The sequence below is a fragment of the Pseudolabrys taiwanensis genome (genome assembly GCF_003367395.1).
Classification (GTDB): domain Bacteria; phylum Pseudomonadota; class Alphaproteobacteria; order Rhizobiales; family Xanthobacteraceae; genus Pseudolabrys; species Pseudolabrys taiwanensis.
The window spans coordinates 2182329-2196426 of the sequence record NZ_CP031417.1; the positions used below are offsets into that span (position 1 = coordinate 2182329).

At 64.8% G+C, this 14098-nt stretch carries 13 protein-coding genes; 3 read left to right on the forward strand and 10 right to left on the reverse strand.

The window, feature by feature from the left end; genetic code table 11:
• Positions 1-4 precede the first annotated feature (4 nt).
• From DW352_RS10475 to DW352_RS10510, 8 genes are all read right to left on the reverse strand, one after another.
• Positions 5-1744, reverse strand: a complete 1740-nt coding sequence (locus DW352_RS10475) for a hydantoinase B/oxoprolinase family protein (protein WP_115690985.1) — start codon at positions 1742-1744, stop codon at positions 5-7.
• Positions 1744-2628: an isocitrate lyase/PEP mutase family protein gene (locus DW352_RS10480; RefSeq protein ID WP_115690987.1), complete on the reverse strand. Its 885-nt coding sequence runs from the start codon at positions 2626-2628 to the stop codon at positions 1744-1746. Before DW352_RS10480 ends, DW352_RS10475 begins: the two co-directional genes overlap by 1 nt.
• Positions 2629-2655: 27 nt before the next feature.
• Positions 2656-3369, reverse strand: coding sequence for an ABC transporter ATP-binding protein (locus DW352_RS10485; RefSeq protein ID WP_115690989.1), 714 nt, complete (start codon positions 3367-3369; stop codon positions 2656-2658).
• Positions 3366-4100 carry an ABC transporter ATP-binding protein gene (locus DW352_RS10490; protein ID WP_115694354.1) on the reverse strand — a complete coding sequence of 245 codons (735 nt, stop codon included), beginning with the start codon at positions 4098-4100 and terminating at the stop codon, positions 3366-3368. Before DW352_RS10490 ends, DW352_RS10485 begins: the two co-directional genes overlap by 4 nt.
• Positions 4101-4104: 4 nt before the next feature.
• Positions 4105-5082: a branched-chain amino acid ABC transporter permease gene (locus DW352_RS10495; RefSeq protein ID WP_115690991.1), complete on the reverse strand. Its 978-nt coding sequence runs from the start codon at positions 5080-5082 to the stop codon at positions 4105-4107.
• A complete protein-coding gene (locus DW352_RS10500) occupies positions 5079-5951 on the reverse strand; it encodes a branched-chain amino acid ABC transporter permease (protein ID WP_115690993.1) in 873 nt (290 codons plus the stop codon). Before DW352_RS10500 ends, DW352_RS10495 begins: the two co-directional genes overlap by 4 nt.
• Positions 5952-6046: 95 nt before the next feature.
• Positions 6047-7255: an ABC transporter substrate-binding protein gene (locus tag DW352_RS10505; protein ID WP_115690995.1), complete on the reverse strand. Its 1209-nt coding sequence runs from the start codon at positions 7253-7255 to the stop codon at positions 6047-6049.
• 17 nt (positions 7256-7272) lie between these two features.
• Positions 7273-8118 (reverse strand): GntR family transcriptional regulator, encoded by an 846-nt coding sequence (locus tag DW352_RS10510; RefSeq protein ID WP_210209961.1) that lies wholly within the window; start codon positions 8116-8118, stop codon positions 7273-7275.
• A 144-nt stretch (positions 8119-8262) separates the two neighbouring features.
• Here DW352_RS10510 and leuC point away from each other — a divergent pair, with 144 nt between their 5' ends.
• Genes leuC through leuD form a run of 3 tightly spaced genes read left to right on the forward strand, consistent with a single transcriptional unit; the run spans position 8263 to position 11318 of the window.
• The gene (gene leuC / locus DW352_RS10515; protein ID WP_115690997.1) at positions 8263-9675 is read left to right on the forward strand and encodes a 3-isopropylmalate dehydratase large subunit; all 1413 of its coding nucleotides are present in this window, start codon (positions 8263-8265) and stop codon (positions 9673-9675) included.
• A gap of 25 nt (positions 9676-9700) precedes the next feature.
• Positions 9701-10681: a tripartite tricarboxylate transporter substrate binding protein gene (locus tag DW352_RS10520; RefSeq protein ID WP_115690999.1), complete on the forward strand. Its 981-nt coding sequence runs from the start codon at positions 9701-9703 to the stop codon at positions 10679-10681.
• A gap of 19 nt (positions 10682-10700) precedes the next feature.
• On the forward strand, positions 10701-11318 hold the full coding sequence (gene leuD, locus DW352_RS10525) for a 3-isopropylmalate dehydratase small subunit (protein ID WP_115691001.1): 618 nt from the start codon (positions 10701-10703) through the stop codon (positions 11316-11318).
• Between the two features lie 91 nt (positions 11319-11409).
• Here the strand turns inward: leuD and DW352_RS10530 are convergent, their stop codons facing one another.
• Both DW352_RS10530 and DW352_RS10535 read right to left on the reverse strand, forming a co-directional pair.
• Positions 11410-13017 carry a GMC family oxidoreductase gene (locus tag DW352_RS10530; protein WP_115691003.1) on the reverse strand — a complete coding sequence of 536 codons (1608 nt, stop codon included), beginning with the start codon at positions 13015-13017 and terminating at the stop codon, positions 11410-11412.
• 58 nt (positions 13018-13075) lie between these two features.
• A complete protein-coding gene (locus tag DW352_RS10535) occupies positions 13076-14086 on the reverse strand; it encodes a TRAP transporter substrate-binding protein (RefSeq protein WP_115691005.1) in 1011 nt (336 codons plus the stop codon).
• Positions 14087-14098 lie beyond the last annotated feature (12 nt).

Genomic DNA, 14098 nt, shown 5'->3' on the forward strand with positions numbered 1-14098 from the left:
TCACTCACGCGCGGGCCCCTCCGCGCAGCTTCGCGGTTGCACCGTCGTCGACCGTGCCGTCGGCGTTGACGGCCACGCCGTAATCGCTCGCCGCCTTCTCGCGCGACACGTAGCCGAGCACGACGTCGCGCGCGACGCGGCCCGGTTCGCGCGTCATCGGATCGCCGAAGCCGCCGCCGCCCGGCGTTTCCAGCCGCACACGTTGGCCGCGCTTGATGCGCACATCGGTGATCTTGGACACGAGATCCGGCGAGCGCTCGCCGCTCTCGGCTTCAAAGAAGAAGCGGTTGAGCGCGGCGCTCTTGCCGCCATTGACGCCGAAGGGCGGAAACTTGCCGCGCTCCCCGAGCAGGAATACGTCGGTGTCGCCCTCGTTCAGCGCCTCGATCTCGTAGATCGCGCCGCAGCCGCCGCGGTTAAACCCGGGGCCGGCCGAATCCGGGCGCAAAGCCCACTGCGTGAACATGATCGGATAAAGCGACTCCAGGATCTCCGCCGGCGGAATGGTCGCCGTCGAGATCGGGTTATTGCCGTGGTTGAGGCCGTCGCCTTCCGGGTTACCACCGAGGCCGCCGCCGAAGAAGCAGAACATCACCCAGCGCTTGTGATCCGCCCGCCAACCGGCGAGCGACAGCGCATTGATGGTGGCGTAAGGGCTGCCATTGGCGCGCTCCGGCGCCGCCTTGGCGAAGGCGCCGAACACGGTGTCGATGACGCGCAAGATGGTCTCGGTATAGCCGCCGACCGGCTTCGGCGCCGACACGCCGAGCAATGTCGTATCGGGGATGACGAAGTCGATCGGCGCGAGACACCCGGCATTGGCCGGCACATCGGTGAACAGATGCTTGAGCGCCACATAGCAGCAGGCGACCGCGGTCGAGCGCGCGATGTTCAGCGGGCCGCGGCACGGCGGCGCCGAGCGCGAGAAGTCGAGCGTCATACGGTCGCCGGCGATGGTCAGGGCGAGTGCGATGCGCAGCGGCTCGTCGCTGATGCCGTCGTTGTCGAGGAAATCGTCATACGAATAGGTGCCGTCCGGCAGCGCCGCGATGTTGGCACGCATCAGCGCCTCGGCGCGCTGCGACAAAGCCTGCAGCGCCGCGGCGACGGTATCGTCGCCGTATTCGTCGAGCAGCGCATGCACGCGCTGTTCGCCGAGGTGCAGTGCGTTGAGCTGGCCGTTGAGATCGCCCCAGTTCGATTGCGGCACGCGCGAATTGGCCGCGAGGATATCGGCGACATCCTCCTGGAACACGCCGTCGCGCACGATCTTCACCGGCGGAATGCGGAAGCCTTCCTGGAAGCTCTCGGTCGCCTTCGCATTGAAATTGCCGGGCACATTGCCGCCAACGTCGAGCCAGTGGCCGACCGAGGCGAGCCAGGCGAACACCTTTCCGCCACGCATAACCGGCCGCACCAGGCGGAAGTCGTTGAGATGCGTGCCGCCGTCGTAAGGGTCGTTGAAGAGATAGGTGTCGCCCTCCTTCAGGTCACCTTGCGCCTTGGCCTTGTCGATCACCGCCTTCACGGCAAACGCCATGGCGCCGACGAAGATCGGCAGCCCGGACGTGCCCTGCACCAAGGTGGCGCCGGTCTCGGCGTGATAGAGGCCGTGACAGGCGTCATGCGCCTCGGCGATGATCGGGTTGAAGGCCGAGCGGTAGAGCGTCGCGTCCATCTCGTCGGCGATCTGAACGAGACGGCCGTTGAGCACGGCGAGCGTAACGGGATCGAGCGTGCGCATCAGTTCTTGCCCGGCTTGTAGTCCGCGTACCATTTGCCGCGCTCCAAAGTCTCAGGCGTCCCGATGAGACCGTTGAGCGCGTTGAAGTCGAACATCTTCTGGCGGAAGGCGTCGGTCGTGCCGTCGGCCTTGAGCGTCGCGTAGAAGTCCTGCGCCGCCTTGGCGATGGCGCGCACGATGCCGCCAGGGAAGATGACAAAGGAGAAGCCAAGCTTTTCCAGATCGTGCGCGGGTACGATCGGTGTCTTGCCGCCCTCCACCATGTTGGCCATCAGCGGCAGGCCTGTGCCGACGCGTTCGACGACGCGGGCGAGTTCCGTGCGCTCACGCGGCGCTTCAACGAACAGCATGTCGGCGCCGGCTTCGCGATAGGCCGCGATGCGGGCGATGGCACTGTCGAGCCCTTCCACCGCCACGGCATCGGTCCGCGCGATGATCAAGGTCTCGCGCGAGTGGCGCGCATCGACAGCGGCTTTGATCTTGCCGGCCATTTCAAGCGCCGGGATTAGCGCCTTATCGTCGAGATGACCGCAACGCTTCGGGAAATCCTGATCTTCGAGCTGGATGGCGTTGGCCCCCGCCCGCTCCAAAAGGCGCACAGTACGTTCGACATTGAGCGCATTGCCGTAGCCGGTGTCGGCATCGACGACGAGATAAGAGCCGACACGATCGCGGATGAGCGTCACCGTATCGACGACTTCGCTCAAGCTGACGAGGCCGATGTCGGGCCGGCCGAGCTTGGTGTAGGCGATCGCCGCCCCCGAAACGTACATCGCCTCGAAGCCCGCCTGCTCCGCGATAAGCGCGGTGAGCGGGTCGTAGACGCCCGGCGCGACGAGAATGGACGGACGCGCGAGACGCGCGCGCAGCGTTTTTTCGGTCATTCGTTTTAGTCCCGGCTAAAGTCCGAATTAAAGGCCCAAGTAAGCGCGTTTGAGTTCAGGGTCGGCGGCAATCGCCGCGGCGGCACCGGACATCACGAAGACGCCTTCCGCCAGGATGTAAGCGCGGTCGGCCACTTCCAGGCTCTGCACCACGTTCTGCTCGACCAAAAGGATAGCAACGCCGTCGGCGCGGATACGCCCGATCAGCGTGAACAGTTCCTCGACCAGCAAAGGCGACAGGCCGAGTGATGGCTCGTCGAGGATGATCAACTTCGGCTCGGCCATCAGGCCGCGGCCAATCGCCAGCATCTGCTGCTCGCCGCCGGAAAGCGTACCGGCATATTGCGAGGTGCGCTCACGCAGGCGTGGGAAGATGGAGAACACGCGCTCGCGGTTCTGCGCGCGGCGCGCGGTGGCGCGGCGATAGCTGCCGAGATCGAGATTGTCGCTCACCGTCATATTCGGAAAAATGCGGCGGCCTTCCGGCACGTGGATCAGTCCACGTTCGACGATAGCCGGCGGCTTCTCCTTCTCGATCGAAGCGCCGTCGAAACGGATCGAGCCGTCGCGCGCACGCACGATACCCGAGAGCGTTCGGTTGAGCGTCGACTTGCCAACGCCGTTGGAGCCGAGCACCGCAACGATCTCGCCCGGTGCCACCGTGAGGTCGACGCCGCACAAGACCTTCGTCTCGCCGTAACCGGCGCGCAGGCCGCGCACCTCGAGGAGCGCGTCGGTCATGACACCACCCCCAGCTTCTTGGCGGCGCCATGGCCGAGATAGGCCTCGATCACGCGGCGGTCGGAAGCGACTTCGCTCGGCGCGCCTTGCGCGATGATGCTGCCCTCGGCGAGCACGAACATATGCCGCGACAGGCTCATCACCGCCTGCATCACGTGTTCGATCATCAGAATGGTGATGCCGCGGTCGCACAGCGCGCGGATCACCGGCACCATATCGCGGATCTCGGACGGGTTAAGTCCGGCCAGCACTTCATCAAGCAAGAGGAACTGCGGCTCCGTCGCCAGCGCTTTCGCCAGCTCGAGCCGCTTGCGGCCGGCGACGGTGAGCGTGTCGGCCGGCCGGTCGAGCATATCGCCAAGGCCGAGCTCGCGGCCAACTTTGTCGGCGGCGGCGAGCGCGTCCCCGCGCTTGGGATGGCGCAGATGCGCGCCGACCAAAATGTTCTCACGCACCGACAGACCGGCGAAAGGCTGCACGATCTGAAAGGTGCGCGCGATGCCGCGCCGCGCCAGTTCGTGTGGCGGCAGCCCGGTGATCGCCTCACCTTTGTAGCGCACGAGGCCGTCGGTCGGCTTCTGGAAACCAGAAATGATCGAGAAGAGCGTGGTCTTGCCGGCGCCGTTCGGGCCGATCAAGCCGGTAATGCAGCCGGGCTCCGCATTCAGCGAAGCGGCATTCACCGCCAACAGGCCGCCGAAGCGGCAGGACACGCGCTCGACCGACAGCAGCGGCTCAGCCATTGACGGCCTCCCGCTTTGCCGGGCGTACGAAATAACGGCGCGCTGTGTCGACAAGGCCGATCAGCCCGCGCGGCGTAAAGCCGATGACCAGCACCAGCACGCAGCCGTAAACAATCAGGCTGAGACCGGGCGCATCGCCGGCGACGTGCTTTGCCGCCTCGCCGAGCCCCTGCACCACCAGCGCGCCGAGCAGCGGACCGAACACCGTGCCGACGCCGCCGATGATCGGCGTCAGCAGCGCCTCGATCGACATGCGTGCGCCATAAGCGATGCCGGAGTCCACGAAGAGAAAGTACTGCGTGTAGAAGCAGCCGGACGCCGCGGTGATGGCAGCGGAGATGATCATGGCGCCGAGCTTGACGCGCGTCGTGTTTACGCCGAGCGCTTTGGCCGCGTCTTCGTTCTCGCGCACGGCGATCAGGTAGGCGCCGAAGCGTGAGCGTTCGATCGCATAGGCGATCAAGAGCGAAAGGGCGACCAGTGCCAGGATGAACCAGTAGAAGGCGGCACGGCTTTGGAACTGCAGCACCTCGACGCGCAGGTCGAGTTTCACCAAAGTGCCGACCCCGGCGCCGGTGATCGGCGCGACGCTGGCAATGATGCGCAGCACCTCGGCGAAGGCCAGCGTGACCAGTGCGAAGTAGGACCCACGCAGGCCGGCGCGGAACGTCAAGGCGCCGATCACGCCGCCGACGGCCGCTCCCAGCGCAATGCCGGCCGCAAAGGCTGGCCAGGCATTGACGCCGTACCGGACTTGGAGGATCGCGGTCGTGTAGGCGCCCGTGCCGAAGAACGCCGCGTGGCCAAACGAATACTGTCCGCCGTAGCCGCCGAGAATGTTCCAGCCCTGCCCCGCCAGCGCGACCAGCAGTGTGACGACGAGGAAGTTGAGCGTCGTGTTCGACTGCACGACCAGCGGCACGGCCGCCAGTGCGGCAATGACGAGGATGATGGCGCCGAGGCGCTTCATGCCTTGGCTCCGAACAAACCGGTCGGCCGCACCAGCAGCACCGCGATGAAGATCAGGAAGATGCCGATCTGGCCGAGCGATTCACCGAGAAACAGACCAGACAGGCTTTCGACCACGCCGATGACGAAGCCACCGACCAGCGCGCCAGGCACCGAACCCATGCCGCCGAGCACGACGATAGTGAAGGCAATGAGGACGAAGGCGTTGCCGACGGTCGGATTCACGTAATAGGTCGGCATCAAGAGGCAGGCGGCGATGGCGACGCAGGCGGTGCCGAGCCCGAAGGTCATGGCGTAGACGTGCGCGACGTCGATGCCGGACAGTTGCGCCCCGAGCTTCTCCTTGGCCACGGCGCGGATCGCCTTGCCGACATCGGTGAAGCGCATCAACAACCACAGTGCCAACGCGACGACGAAGACGACGCCAAAGCCGATCAGACGCGGGATCGGCAGGAAGGTGAAGCCGAGATCGAGGGTCTCGAAGGCGTAAGGCACGTCGATGGTGCGGGTGTCGGCACGAAACGCGTAGAGCAGCACATTCTCGATGACCACCGACAGACCGAGCGTCACCAGGAGCATGTTGCGGTCATCGCCGCGCGAGGTCGGGCCTATGACGAATCGCTGCAGGCCATAGCCGAGCACGAAGAACGCCGGAGCCACGATGAACACGGCGAGATATGGGTCGAGCCCGAGCACCTTGAAGGCGAAGAAGGCGGCGAACATGGCCGCGCTGAGCAGCGCGCCATGCGCGAAATTGATGATGTGCAGCACGCCGTAGATCAGCGTCAGCCCGAGCGCGACGAGCGCATAGACCGCCCCGGTCAGAAGACCGTTGAGAATGGCCGGGATCAGGATGACAGGCGACAGCACGAGACGCGTTTCACTCAGATAGATTCATCACTCGGAAAAGCTTGAGCGGACGGCGCCGATGACGCCGCCCGCACAACCTTGATGGACGACACCGATCAGGCCGGCATCGGGAAGACAGGCTTAGTCTGCGCGAACTTCTCGGGCAGCACGACCTTGATGTCGTTATCGAGCACCTGCGTGTTCACCGGCGCCGCGCCCTGGTTTTGACCGTTGACGAACTTGGTCGGGCCGTAAGGCATGACGTGGCCGGCAAAGGTCGAGGCGGCCAAAGCTTCCGTCACCTTGGCGCGGTCGGCGGTGCCGGCGCGCGCGATGGCGTCCGCGGCGAGCAGAACGGCGGAATAGTTCATGTAGACTTCGTAGGTGTAGAACTGCCCCTTATCCTCGACCTTCTTTTTCAGCTCGAGGGCCTTCGGATTCTTCGGATCGAACCAGTGGTTGCAGTCCATGATGTATTTGGCCGCCTCGGGGAATTCCTTGACGAACTTGTAGGACGACGCCGCGCCGCCGAGCACCGAGTAGATGCCCTTCGGCTTCACCTTCTGCTGCTGCATCGTACGCGCCAGCAGAACGTATTCGTTGTAGTAGTTCGCCGGAATCACGAGATCCGGGTTTTGCGCGCGCATCTTCAGCACGACGTTGTTGAAATCGCGCGTCGGCGTCGGGTGTGCGATGGTCTCGAGGATCTGGAAACCTCGGCCGGGCAGCTCGGTGTTCAGGAGCTTGGCGAGGCCCGCGCCGAACAGCGAGTCCTCGTGCACGATCATCACCGTCTTGGCCGGCTTGCCGGCGGCGTCGTTGATGGCGGCGAGGTTCTCGATCGCCGTCTTGGCGATCGCGCCGAAACCAGGACCGAAGCGGAACGTGTTCTTGAGACCGCGGGTGACGATCGAGTCGGCGACGCCGACGTCGACGACGTAAGGCAGATCGTAGCGCGCGGCCGCCTGGCTGACCGCAAGGCAGATGGCCGAAGCGTAGCCGCCGACGATGGCCGCGACGCCGGCCGCGTTCATCTTCTCGACTTCGGCAGTGCCGCCTTCGGGCGTCGACAGCGCGTCCCCCAGGATCGGGTCGATCTTGCCGAGGCCCTTGATGCCGCCGGCCGCGTTGAGTTCTTCGATGGCGAGAGTCGCACCCAGGCGGCCTTGCGTACCGGAGTAAGACAGCGCGCCGCTCACCGGATGCAGGATGCCGAGCTTAACGCCGGCCCCTTGCGCGCGCAGAACCGCCGGCATCGCCAGCGTGGCTGCGCCGAGCGCGGTGCTGGCGAGAAAGCTGCGGCGGCTGAATGGCAATATCGACATGTTCCTTCCCCTCTCGTTTAAGACAATGATTTCAGACGCGATGGCTTGGCTTTACCCGCCGGCTTGTCGCGGCTGCCTTCGTCTGTCGGCTGGCCGTGGGTGCGGAGCACCGGCTCCCACGCCCGCCTCTCGTCAGCGCCGGAACGCACGAGTTCGATCTCGAAAGCATAACGGTCGGGCCGATACAAAGCGTGCAGGTGTTCCACGCCGCGGCCATCCTGCCCATAAACCACGCGAACAAGCTCAATGAGCGGCGAGCCAGTACGCACATCGAGCGCTTCGGCGACGTCCGGCGTCGCCAGCACGGCACTGAGACGCTGCCGCGCCTGTTCGGCCTTGACGCCGGCGCGCTCCAGCAGTTCGAGGAGCGGACGCGAAGCCAACTCCTGCTTGGTGAAGGTGACCGATACGCTCTCGGGCACATGCGTCGTCAGATAAGAAAATGGCACGCCGTCGACCGAGCGCACGCGCACGGCGCGCTGCAGCAACTGATCGGATTGGGCGCGCAACATCTGCGCAACGGCCCCCTCCGCGGGCACGTAGTCGAAAGAAAGCAACTTGACCGCCGTGCGACGCCCCATATCGGCGAGGTTCGCGAGCACGCCGGAGAAATCCGCGGTCATCGGCGCCGGCGATGGCCGGTAGATCACGCGCGTGCCGGCGCTGCGGCGGCGTTCGATCAGGCGTTCACGCTCGAGCTCGCCGAGCGCGCGCCGCACCGTGACGCGCGACACGCCATGCGCTTCGGCCAGTTCGTTTTCGGTCGGGAGCCGCGCACCGAAGCCGACGGCACCGCTCAAGATGCGGTCACGCAGGACCATGTAGACCTGCTTCGCCTTCGCCTCGCCGAGCCAATCGCGCAACGCCCGTTTTCCCTCGTCTCGCGGCGCCGCGGACAGGCGCCCTTTACTTGGTATCTTTTAGCATACATTATTGGGAACCCACGGCAAGCCTCGTTTTCCGGCAGCCGTGCTCATAGATGATGCGCAAGAAGGAACGGGCCGCGCATGGCAGAGCCGCTTACTCTCATCGACAAACTGTGGGCCGCGCACGAGATCACGCGCCGCGAGGACGGTGCCGCGCTCCTCTGGGTCGATCGTCATTATGTCCATGAAGGTTCGTTTCATGCCTTCAGCCAGATGAAGGCGCGCAGCCGCCACGCCGCCGAACCTTCGCTGACCTTCGGCGTCGCCGATCATTACGTGCCGACGCGCGGGCGCGATCACGACATTGCCAATCCTGAAATCGCGGCGATGGTACGTAACCTCTCGACCAATACGGAAGAGAACGCGATCAAGCTCTTCGGACTGCACGATCCGCGCCAAGGCATCGTCCACGTGGTCGGCCCCGAGCAAGGCCTCACTTTGCCAGGTCTCCTTGTCGTATGCGGCGACAGCCATACATCGACGCACGGAGCGCTCGGCGCTTATGCCTTTGGCATTGGCGCGTCCGAAGTCGCGCATGTGCTCATGACGCAGACGATTTGGCAGAAGAAGCCGAAGCGCATGCGCATCGCCGTCGAAGGCAGGACCACGCCCGGCGTTGCGGCCAAGGATATCGCGCTGGCGATCATCGCGCGCATCCACGCCGACGGCGCGCAGGGACACGCGATCGAATTCGCCGGCAGCGCCATCCGCGCTTTGTCGGTCGAAGGCCGCCTCACCCTGTGCAACATGTCGATCGAAGCCGGCGGCCGCTGCGGCATGGTGGCGCCCGATGCCACGACATTCGCTTATGTCAAAGGCCGCCCTTACGCGCCGAAGGGCGCGGACTTCGACCGCGCCGTCGAGGACTGGTCGAAGCTCGCCTCCGACGCCGGCGCCTCCTTCGATCATGAAGTGACGCTCGATGCCGCGGCCATCGCGCCCATCGTCACCTGGGGCACGACCCCGGACGACGCCCTGCCGATCGATGCCACCGTGCCCGATCCCAATCGCGAGAGCGATCCGGCGCGCGCGCAGTACCTGCGCGACGCGATCGATTACATGGGCCTCGCGCCGGGCAAGAAGCTCACCGACGTCACGGTCGACCGCATCTTCATCGGCTCCTGCACCAACTCACGCATTGAGGATCTGCGCGCCGCCGCGGCAGTGCTCGCCGGTCGCACGGCGAAGGTGCCCGGCCTCGTCTCCCCCGGCTCGACTTTGGTGAAGAAGCAGGCCGAGGAAGAAGGCCTCGACAAGATCTTCCGCGACGCCGGCCTCGAATGGGCTGACTCGGGCTGCTCGATGTGCGTCGGCATCAACGGCGATCTGGTGCCATCGGGCGAGCGTTGCGCTTCCACCACCAACCGCAATTTCCGCGGTCGTCAGGGCCCCGGCGCACGCACGCATCTGATGTCGCCGGCGATGGTGGCCGCTGCCGCCGTCACCGGCCATCTCGCCGACGTGCGTCCGCTGCTCGCCGGACGCAAAGCATAAAAATAAAACATAGAGGAACGCTCCAATGAAAAAATGGGTTTGCCGCGCGGGACCGACCTTGCTCGCGCTTGCCATTGCCGCGCTGCTGCTTGCACCTGCGGCACAAGCCGATGACTTTCCGTCGCGCCCGATCAAGCTGCTGGTCGGCGCGCCTCCCGGCGGCACGACCGACACCATCGCCCGCGCCATCGCGGGGCCGATGACCGAAGCGCTCAAGCAGCCGGTACTGGTGGAAAACCGTCCCGGCGCCGGCGGCAACATCGCGGCCGATCAGGTCGCGAAATCGGCAGCGGATGGTTACACGCTACTGGTGAGCTTCAGCAGCCACACCATCAACGCCTCGCTTTATCCCAAGCTGCCTTACGATCCCGTCGCCGACTTCACGCCGATCACCAAGATCGCCACCGTGCCGAGCCTGCTCGTCGGCAATCCGAAACTTCCCGCCAAAGATTTGAAGGAGCTCATCCAACTCGCGAAAGCGAAGCCAGACAAGCTCACCTTCGGCGTCGGTGGCATCGGCTCGTCGGTGCATCTGGCCGGCGAGAAGTTCAAGCTGATGACCGGCACGCGCATTCTCAACGTACCTTATAAAGGCACAGCGCCGGCGCTCACCGATGTGCTCGGCGGCCAAGTCGACTTGATGTTCATCAGCTACGTTACCGGCGCCGAGCAGGTGAAATCCGGCAACCTGCGCGCCTATGGCGTCACCACAGCAAAGCGTTTGCCCGCCTTTCCCGATCTCCCCGCGATCGGCGAAGTCGTGCCCGGATTTGAATCGACGGCTTGGTTCGGCGTCTTCGGCCCGGCCCGGTTGCCGAAGGCGGTGACCGACAAACTGCACGGCGTGATCGTTGCCGCACTTACCGATCCGACCTTGCGCGAGCGGCTGCAGAACGAAGGCGCCGTTCCGGTCGGCGACACCCCGGCCGAGTTCGCCGCTTTCGTCAAAGAAGACATCGAACGTTGGGCGCCGATCGTGAAAGCCTCCGGCGCCACTCCAAATTGACCACCGCAAAGAGCCCGTGATGGAAAAATTCGTCCGCCTCACCGCCAAAGCCTGTCCGCTGCCGCTGCCAAACCTGAACACCGACCAGATCCTACCGGCGCGCTATCTCAAGTGGCCGCGTTCGAAGGGCCTCGGCACCGTGCTGTTCCAGGATTTGCGCTTCGACGCAGACGGTAAGGAAGTGGCAGACTTCGCGCTCAACAACCCGGCCTATCGAGGCGCCAAGGTGCTGGTCGCGGCCCGCAATTTTGGTGGCGGCTCATCGCGCGAGGCGGCGGTCTATGCCGTCTACGACCACGGGTTCCGCTGCGTGGTCGCGCCTTCGTTCGGCGACATCTTCGCGCAGAACTCGGTCAAGAACGGGCTACTAACCGCCGTGGTCCGCGAAGCGGAAGCGGCAGAACTCGCGGCCGCCATCGAAGCGCAGCCGACGCAGGACATCGTCGTCGATCTCGAGCAGCAGACGATCGTGTTCGGCAATAGAAGCTATTCGTTCGCCATCGATCCGGTCAGCCGCAACCAGCTCCTTAACGGCTGGGACGACGTCGACCTGACCGAAAGCCGCCGCGCCGAGATCGACGCCTTCAAAGCGCGCGACAACGTCAGGCGCCCGTGGGCGACGCCGGGGCACAGCTAAACCAAGGGCCATAAACGCCGCTAGTTCCCGCGCAAGCGGGACTCCAGCGCTGGGGCCCCGCTTCGGCGGGGACGGGCAGATGTGCCAGCACCTACGCCGATGCCGCGATGATCATGTCGGCCGCCTTCTCCGCCACCATGATGACCGGGCCGTTGATATTGCCGCCGACGAGATCGGGGAACACCGAGGCATCGACGACGCGCAGGCCCTCGACGCCGCGCACGCGCAATTCGCTATCCACCACCGCGTTCTCGTCCGTGCCCATACGGCAGGTGCCGCACGGATGGTGCGCGGTGACGCCGGTCTTGCGCACATAGGCTTCAAGACCATCGTCGCTGGTGACGTCCGCGCCGGGACCGATCTCGCGCGCGACATAAGGCGCGAGGCGCGGCAGTTGTGCGAGTTCGCGGAAGATGCGAATGCCGGCTGAGAGCTTGCGCCAGTCGCGATCGACCGACAGCAGACCCTGCTTGATCCTCGGATGCATCGACGGGTTGGCCGACGCCAACGTGATGCTGCCGCGGCTCTCCGGCCGCAACAGCACAATGCGGCAGGCGAAACTGTCGGCGAAAGGCTGCGAGAACGGCGGCAGATAAGGCTTGGCCGCCAGGGATCCCGCGATGAACAGAAGCTGGATGTCCGGGATCGGCTCGTCCGGGCTGGTCTTGATGAAGGCGGTAATGCCGCCCGGGAGTTCAGTGGCGAAGCCCTTACCGGCGAACATCCCCTGCCCGAGCGTCCACAGCAGCCGATCATAGCGCATGTGGTGCAAGAGCGGACTCTCATCACGGCGGCCATAGATCAACAGCGCCGCGAGATGATCCTGCAGATTTTTGCCGACGCCGGGCAGCGCCGCCTTCACGGCGATGTTGTGCTCGGCCAGTTCGTCCGGATCGCCAATGCCGGACAGCATCAGCACCTGCGGCGAATTGATCGCCCCGCCAGAGAGGATCACCTCCCGTTCGGCGGCGACGAAACGCCTCTCGCCTTTGTGGATGTATTCGATGCCGACCGCCCGCGTACCGTCGAATACGACGCGCGTGACCAGGCTGTCGGTGCGCACCGTCAGGTTCGAGCGGTCCAGCACCGGATGCAAATAGCCTGTCGCTGCGCTCTCGCGATGGCCATTGCGCAAGGTCATCTGCATGCGGCCGAAGCCATCTTGCGTCGCGCCGTTGTAGTCGTCGTTCAGCGCATAGCCCATCTCCTGCGCGCCGGCGAGGTAGGCGTCGACCAGCGGATCCTTGTAGCGCGCCTTGCGCGTGCCCAAGGGACCATTGCCACCGCGAAATTCGCTGGCGCCGCCTTCCCAGCTTTCCTGCTTGCGGAAGTAGGGCAGCACCTTGTCATAGGACCAATCGGGCAGACCGCGTGAAGCCCAACGCTCATAGTCGGCGCGGTTGCCCCGTACATAAGCCATAGCGTTGATCGACGACGAACCGCCGATCACCTTGCCGCGCGCCACCTCGATGCGACGACCGCCCATCGTCGCTTCCGGCTCGGTGTCGTATCCCCAATCGTACATACGATCGAGCAGCACCTTGCCCCAGCCGAGCGGCAGCTTGATGAGCGGATGGCGATCCCAACCGCCCGCTTCGAGCAGCAGGACGCGCGTCCTTCCGTCCGCGCTCAGGCGGTTGGCGAGCGTGCAGCCGGCCGAGCCGGCACCGACAATGACGTAATCGAACGAAGCGCTCATCGAATGTTAACGCCGCCCGCGGCTCTCGCGGACGGCGCCTCTTGCATGAAACGGAAGCTTACTTCGGACGCTTGGCGTCGACCAGCGCCTTCAACTTGACGAATTCGGTCTTAACCGCCGGGTTTTGCTCGACGATCTTAGTGCCGATCTCGACGAAAGACTTCATCATCGAGGCCTTTTCCGCGGGCGGCAGCTCCAGGATCTCGCCTTTGTTGGCCTTCCACAGCTCGTTCGATTTCTTCACATTCTCGACGCCCCAGGGATAGGCCTGCTGCTCGGCCTCGCGGCCGGCGGCACGAATCGCTTCCTGGATGTCCTTCGGCTGCGACTGGAACCACTGCTCGTTGACCAGATTGACCGACACGATGTGCGCGAAGTTCAGGTCGGTCACGTATTTGGCGACGTCGTAATACTTGAACGCGGTCAGGATCGGCATGCCGGCAAGCACGCCGTCGATGCCGCCGGACTGCAGCTGTGGGATCACCTCGGTTAGCGCCAGTGGCACCGGCGTCACGCCGATCGCCTTCATCGGCTCGATCTGCAGCGGCGAGGCGAAGGTGCGCGCCTTGACGCCCTTGAGGTCCGCGAGCGTAGGCGCAGGCTTCTTGGTCAGGATCACGGTCGGGCTGTTGTAGATCGCGCCGATCACGCGAATGCCGCGACTCAGGAACATCGTCTCCAGGTGATCGCGGTAGGCCGGATCGTGGATCACGGCATGAACATGCTCGGGCGAATCGAACAGGCCGGGCACGTCGAATATCTGGAATTTAGGATCGATATTGGTGACGAAGGACGTCGGCGTGATGAAGGATTCGATCGTACCGAGCGCCACGCCTTCCGCCATGCGTGGGATCGCGCCGAGCTGGCTGGCCGGATAAATCTCGGTCTTCACCTTGTCGCCGACACGCTTTTTCAGCGCCTCGGCGAACAGCTTCTGCCACTCGTGCTGCACGTCGTTGATCGTGGCATTGGCGAGCTTCATGACGACTTGCGCGGAAGCAGCCGAAGGCAGGACCGCCAGACAAGCCGAAGTAGCGATGGCGGCAAGCAAAGAACGTCGCAGGATCATTGATCCACTCCC

Coding starts and splice junctions, on each gene's coding strand:
- DW352_RS10485 (WP_115690989.1), bottom strand. CDS start 3,369: ATGACCGACGCGCTCCTCGAGGTGCGCGGCCTGCGCGCCGGTTACGGC.
- DW352_RS10535 (WP_115691005.1), bottom strand. CDS start 14,086: ATGATCCTGCGACGTTCTTTGCTTGCCGCCATCGCTACTTCGGCTTGT.
- DW352_RS10475 (WP_115690985.1), bottom strand. CDS start 1,744: ATGCGCACGCTCGATCCCGTTACGCTCGCCGTGCTCAACGGCCGTCTC.
- DW352_RS10520 (WP_115690999.1), top strand. CDS start 9,701: ATGAAAAAATGGGTTTGCCGCGCGGGACCGACCTTGCTCGCGCTTGCC.
- leuD (WP_115691001.1), top strand. CDS start 10,701: ATGGAAAAATTCGTCCGCCTCACCGCCAAAGCCTGTCCGCTGCCGCTG.
- leuC (WP_115690997.1), top strand. CDS start 8,263: ATGGCAGAGCCGCTTACTCTCATCGACAAACTGTGGGCCGCGCACGAG.
- DW352_RS10480 (WP_115690987.1), bottom strand. CDS start 2,628: ATGACCGAAAAAACGCTGCGCGCGCGTCTCGCGCGTCCGTCCATTCTC.
- DW352_RS10530 (WP_115691003.1), bottom strand. CDS start 13,017: ATGAGCGCTTCGTTCGATTACGTCATTGTCGGTGCCGGCTCGGCCGGC.
- DW352_RS10505 (WP_115690995.1), bottom strand. CDS start 7,255: ATGTCGATATTGCCATTCAGCCGCCGCAGCTTTCTCGCCAGCACCGCG.
- DW352_RS10495 (WP_115690991.1), bottom strand. CDS start 5,082: ATGAAGCGCCTCGGCGCCATCATCCTCGTCATTGCCGCACTGGCGGCC.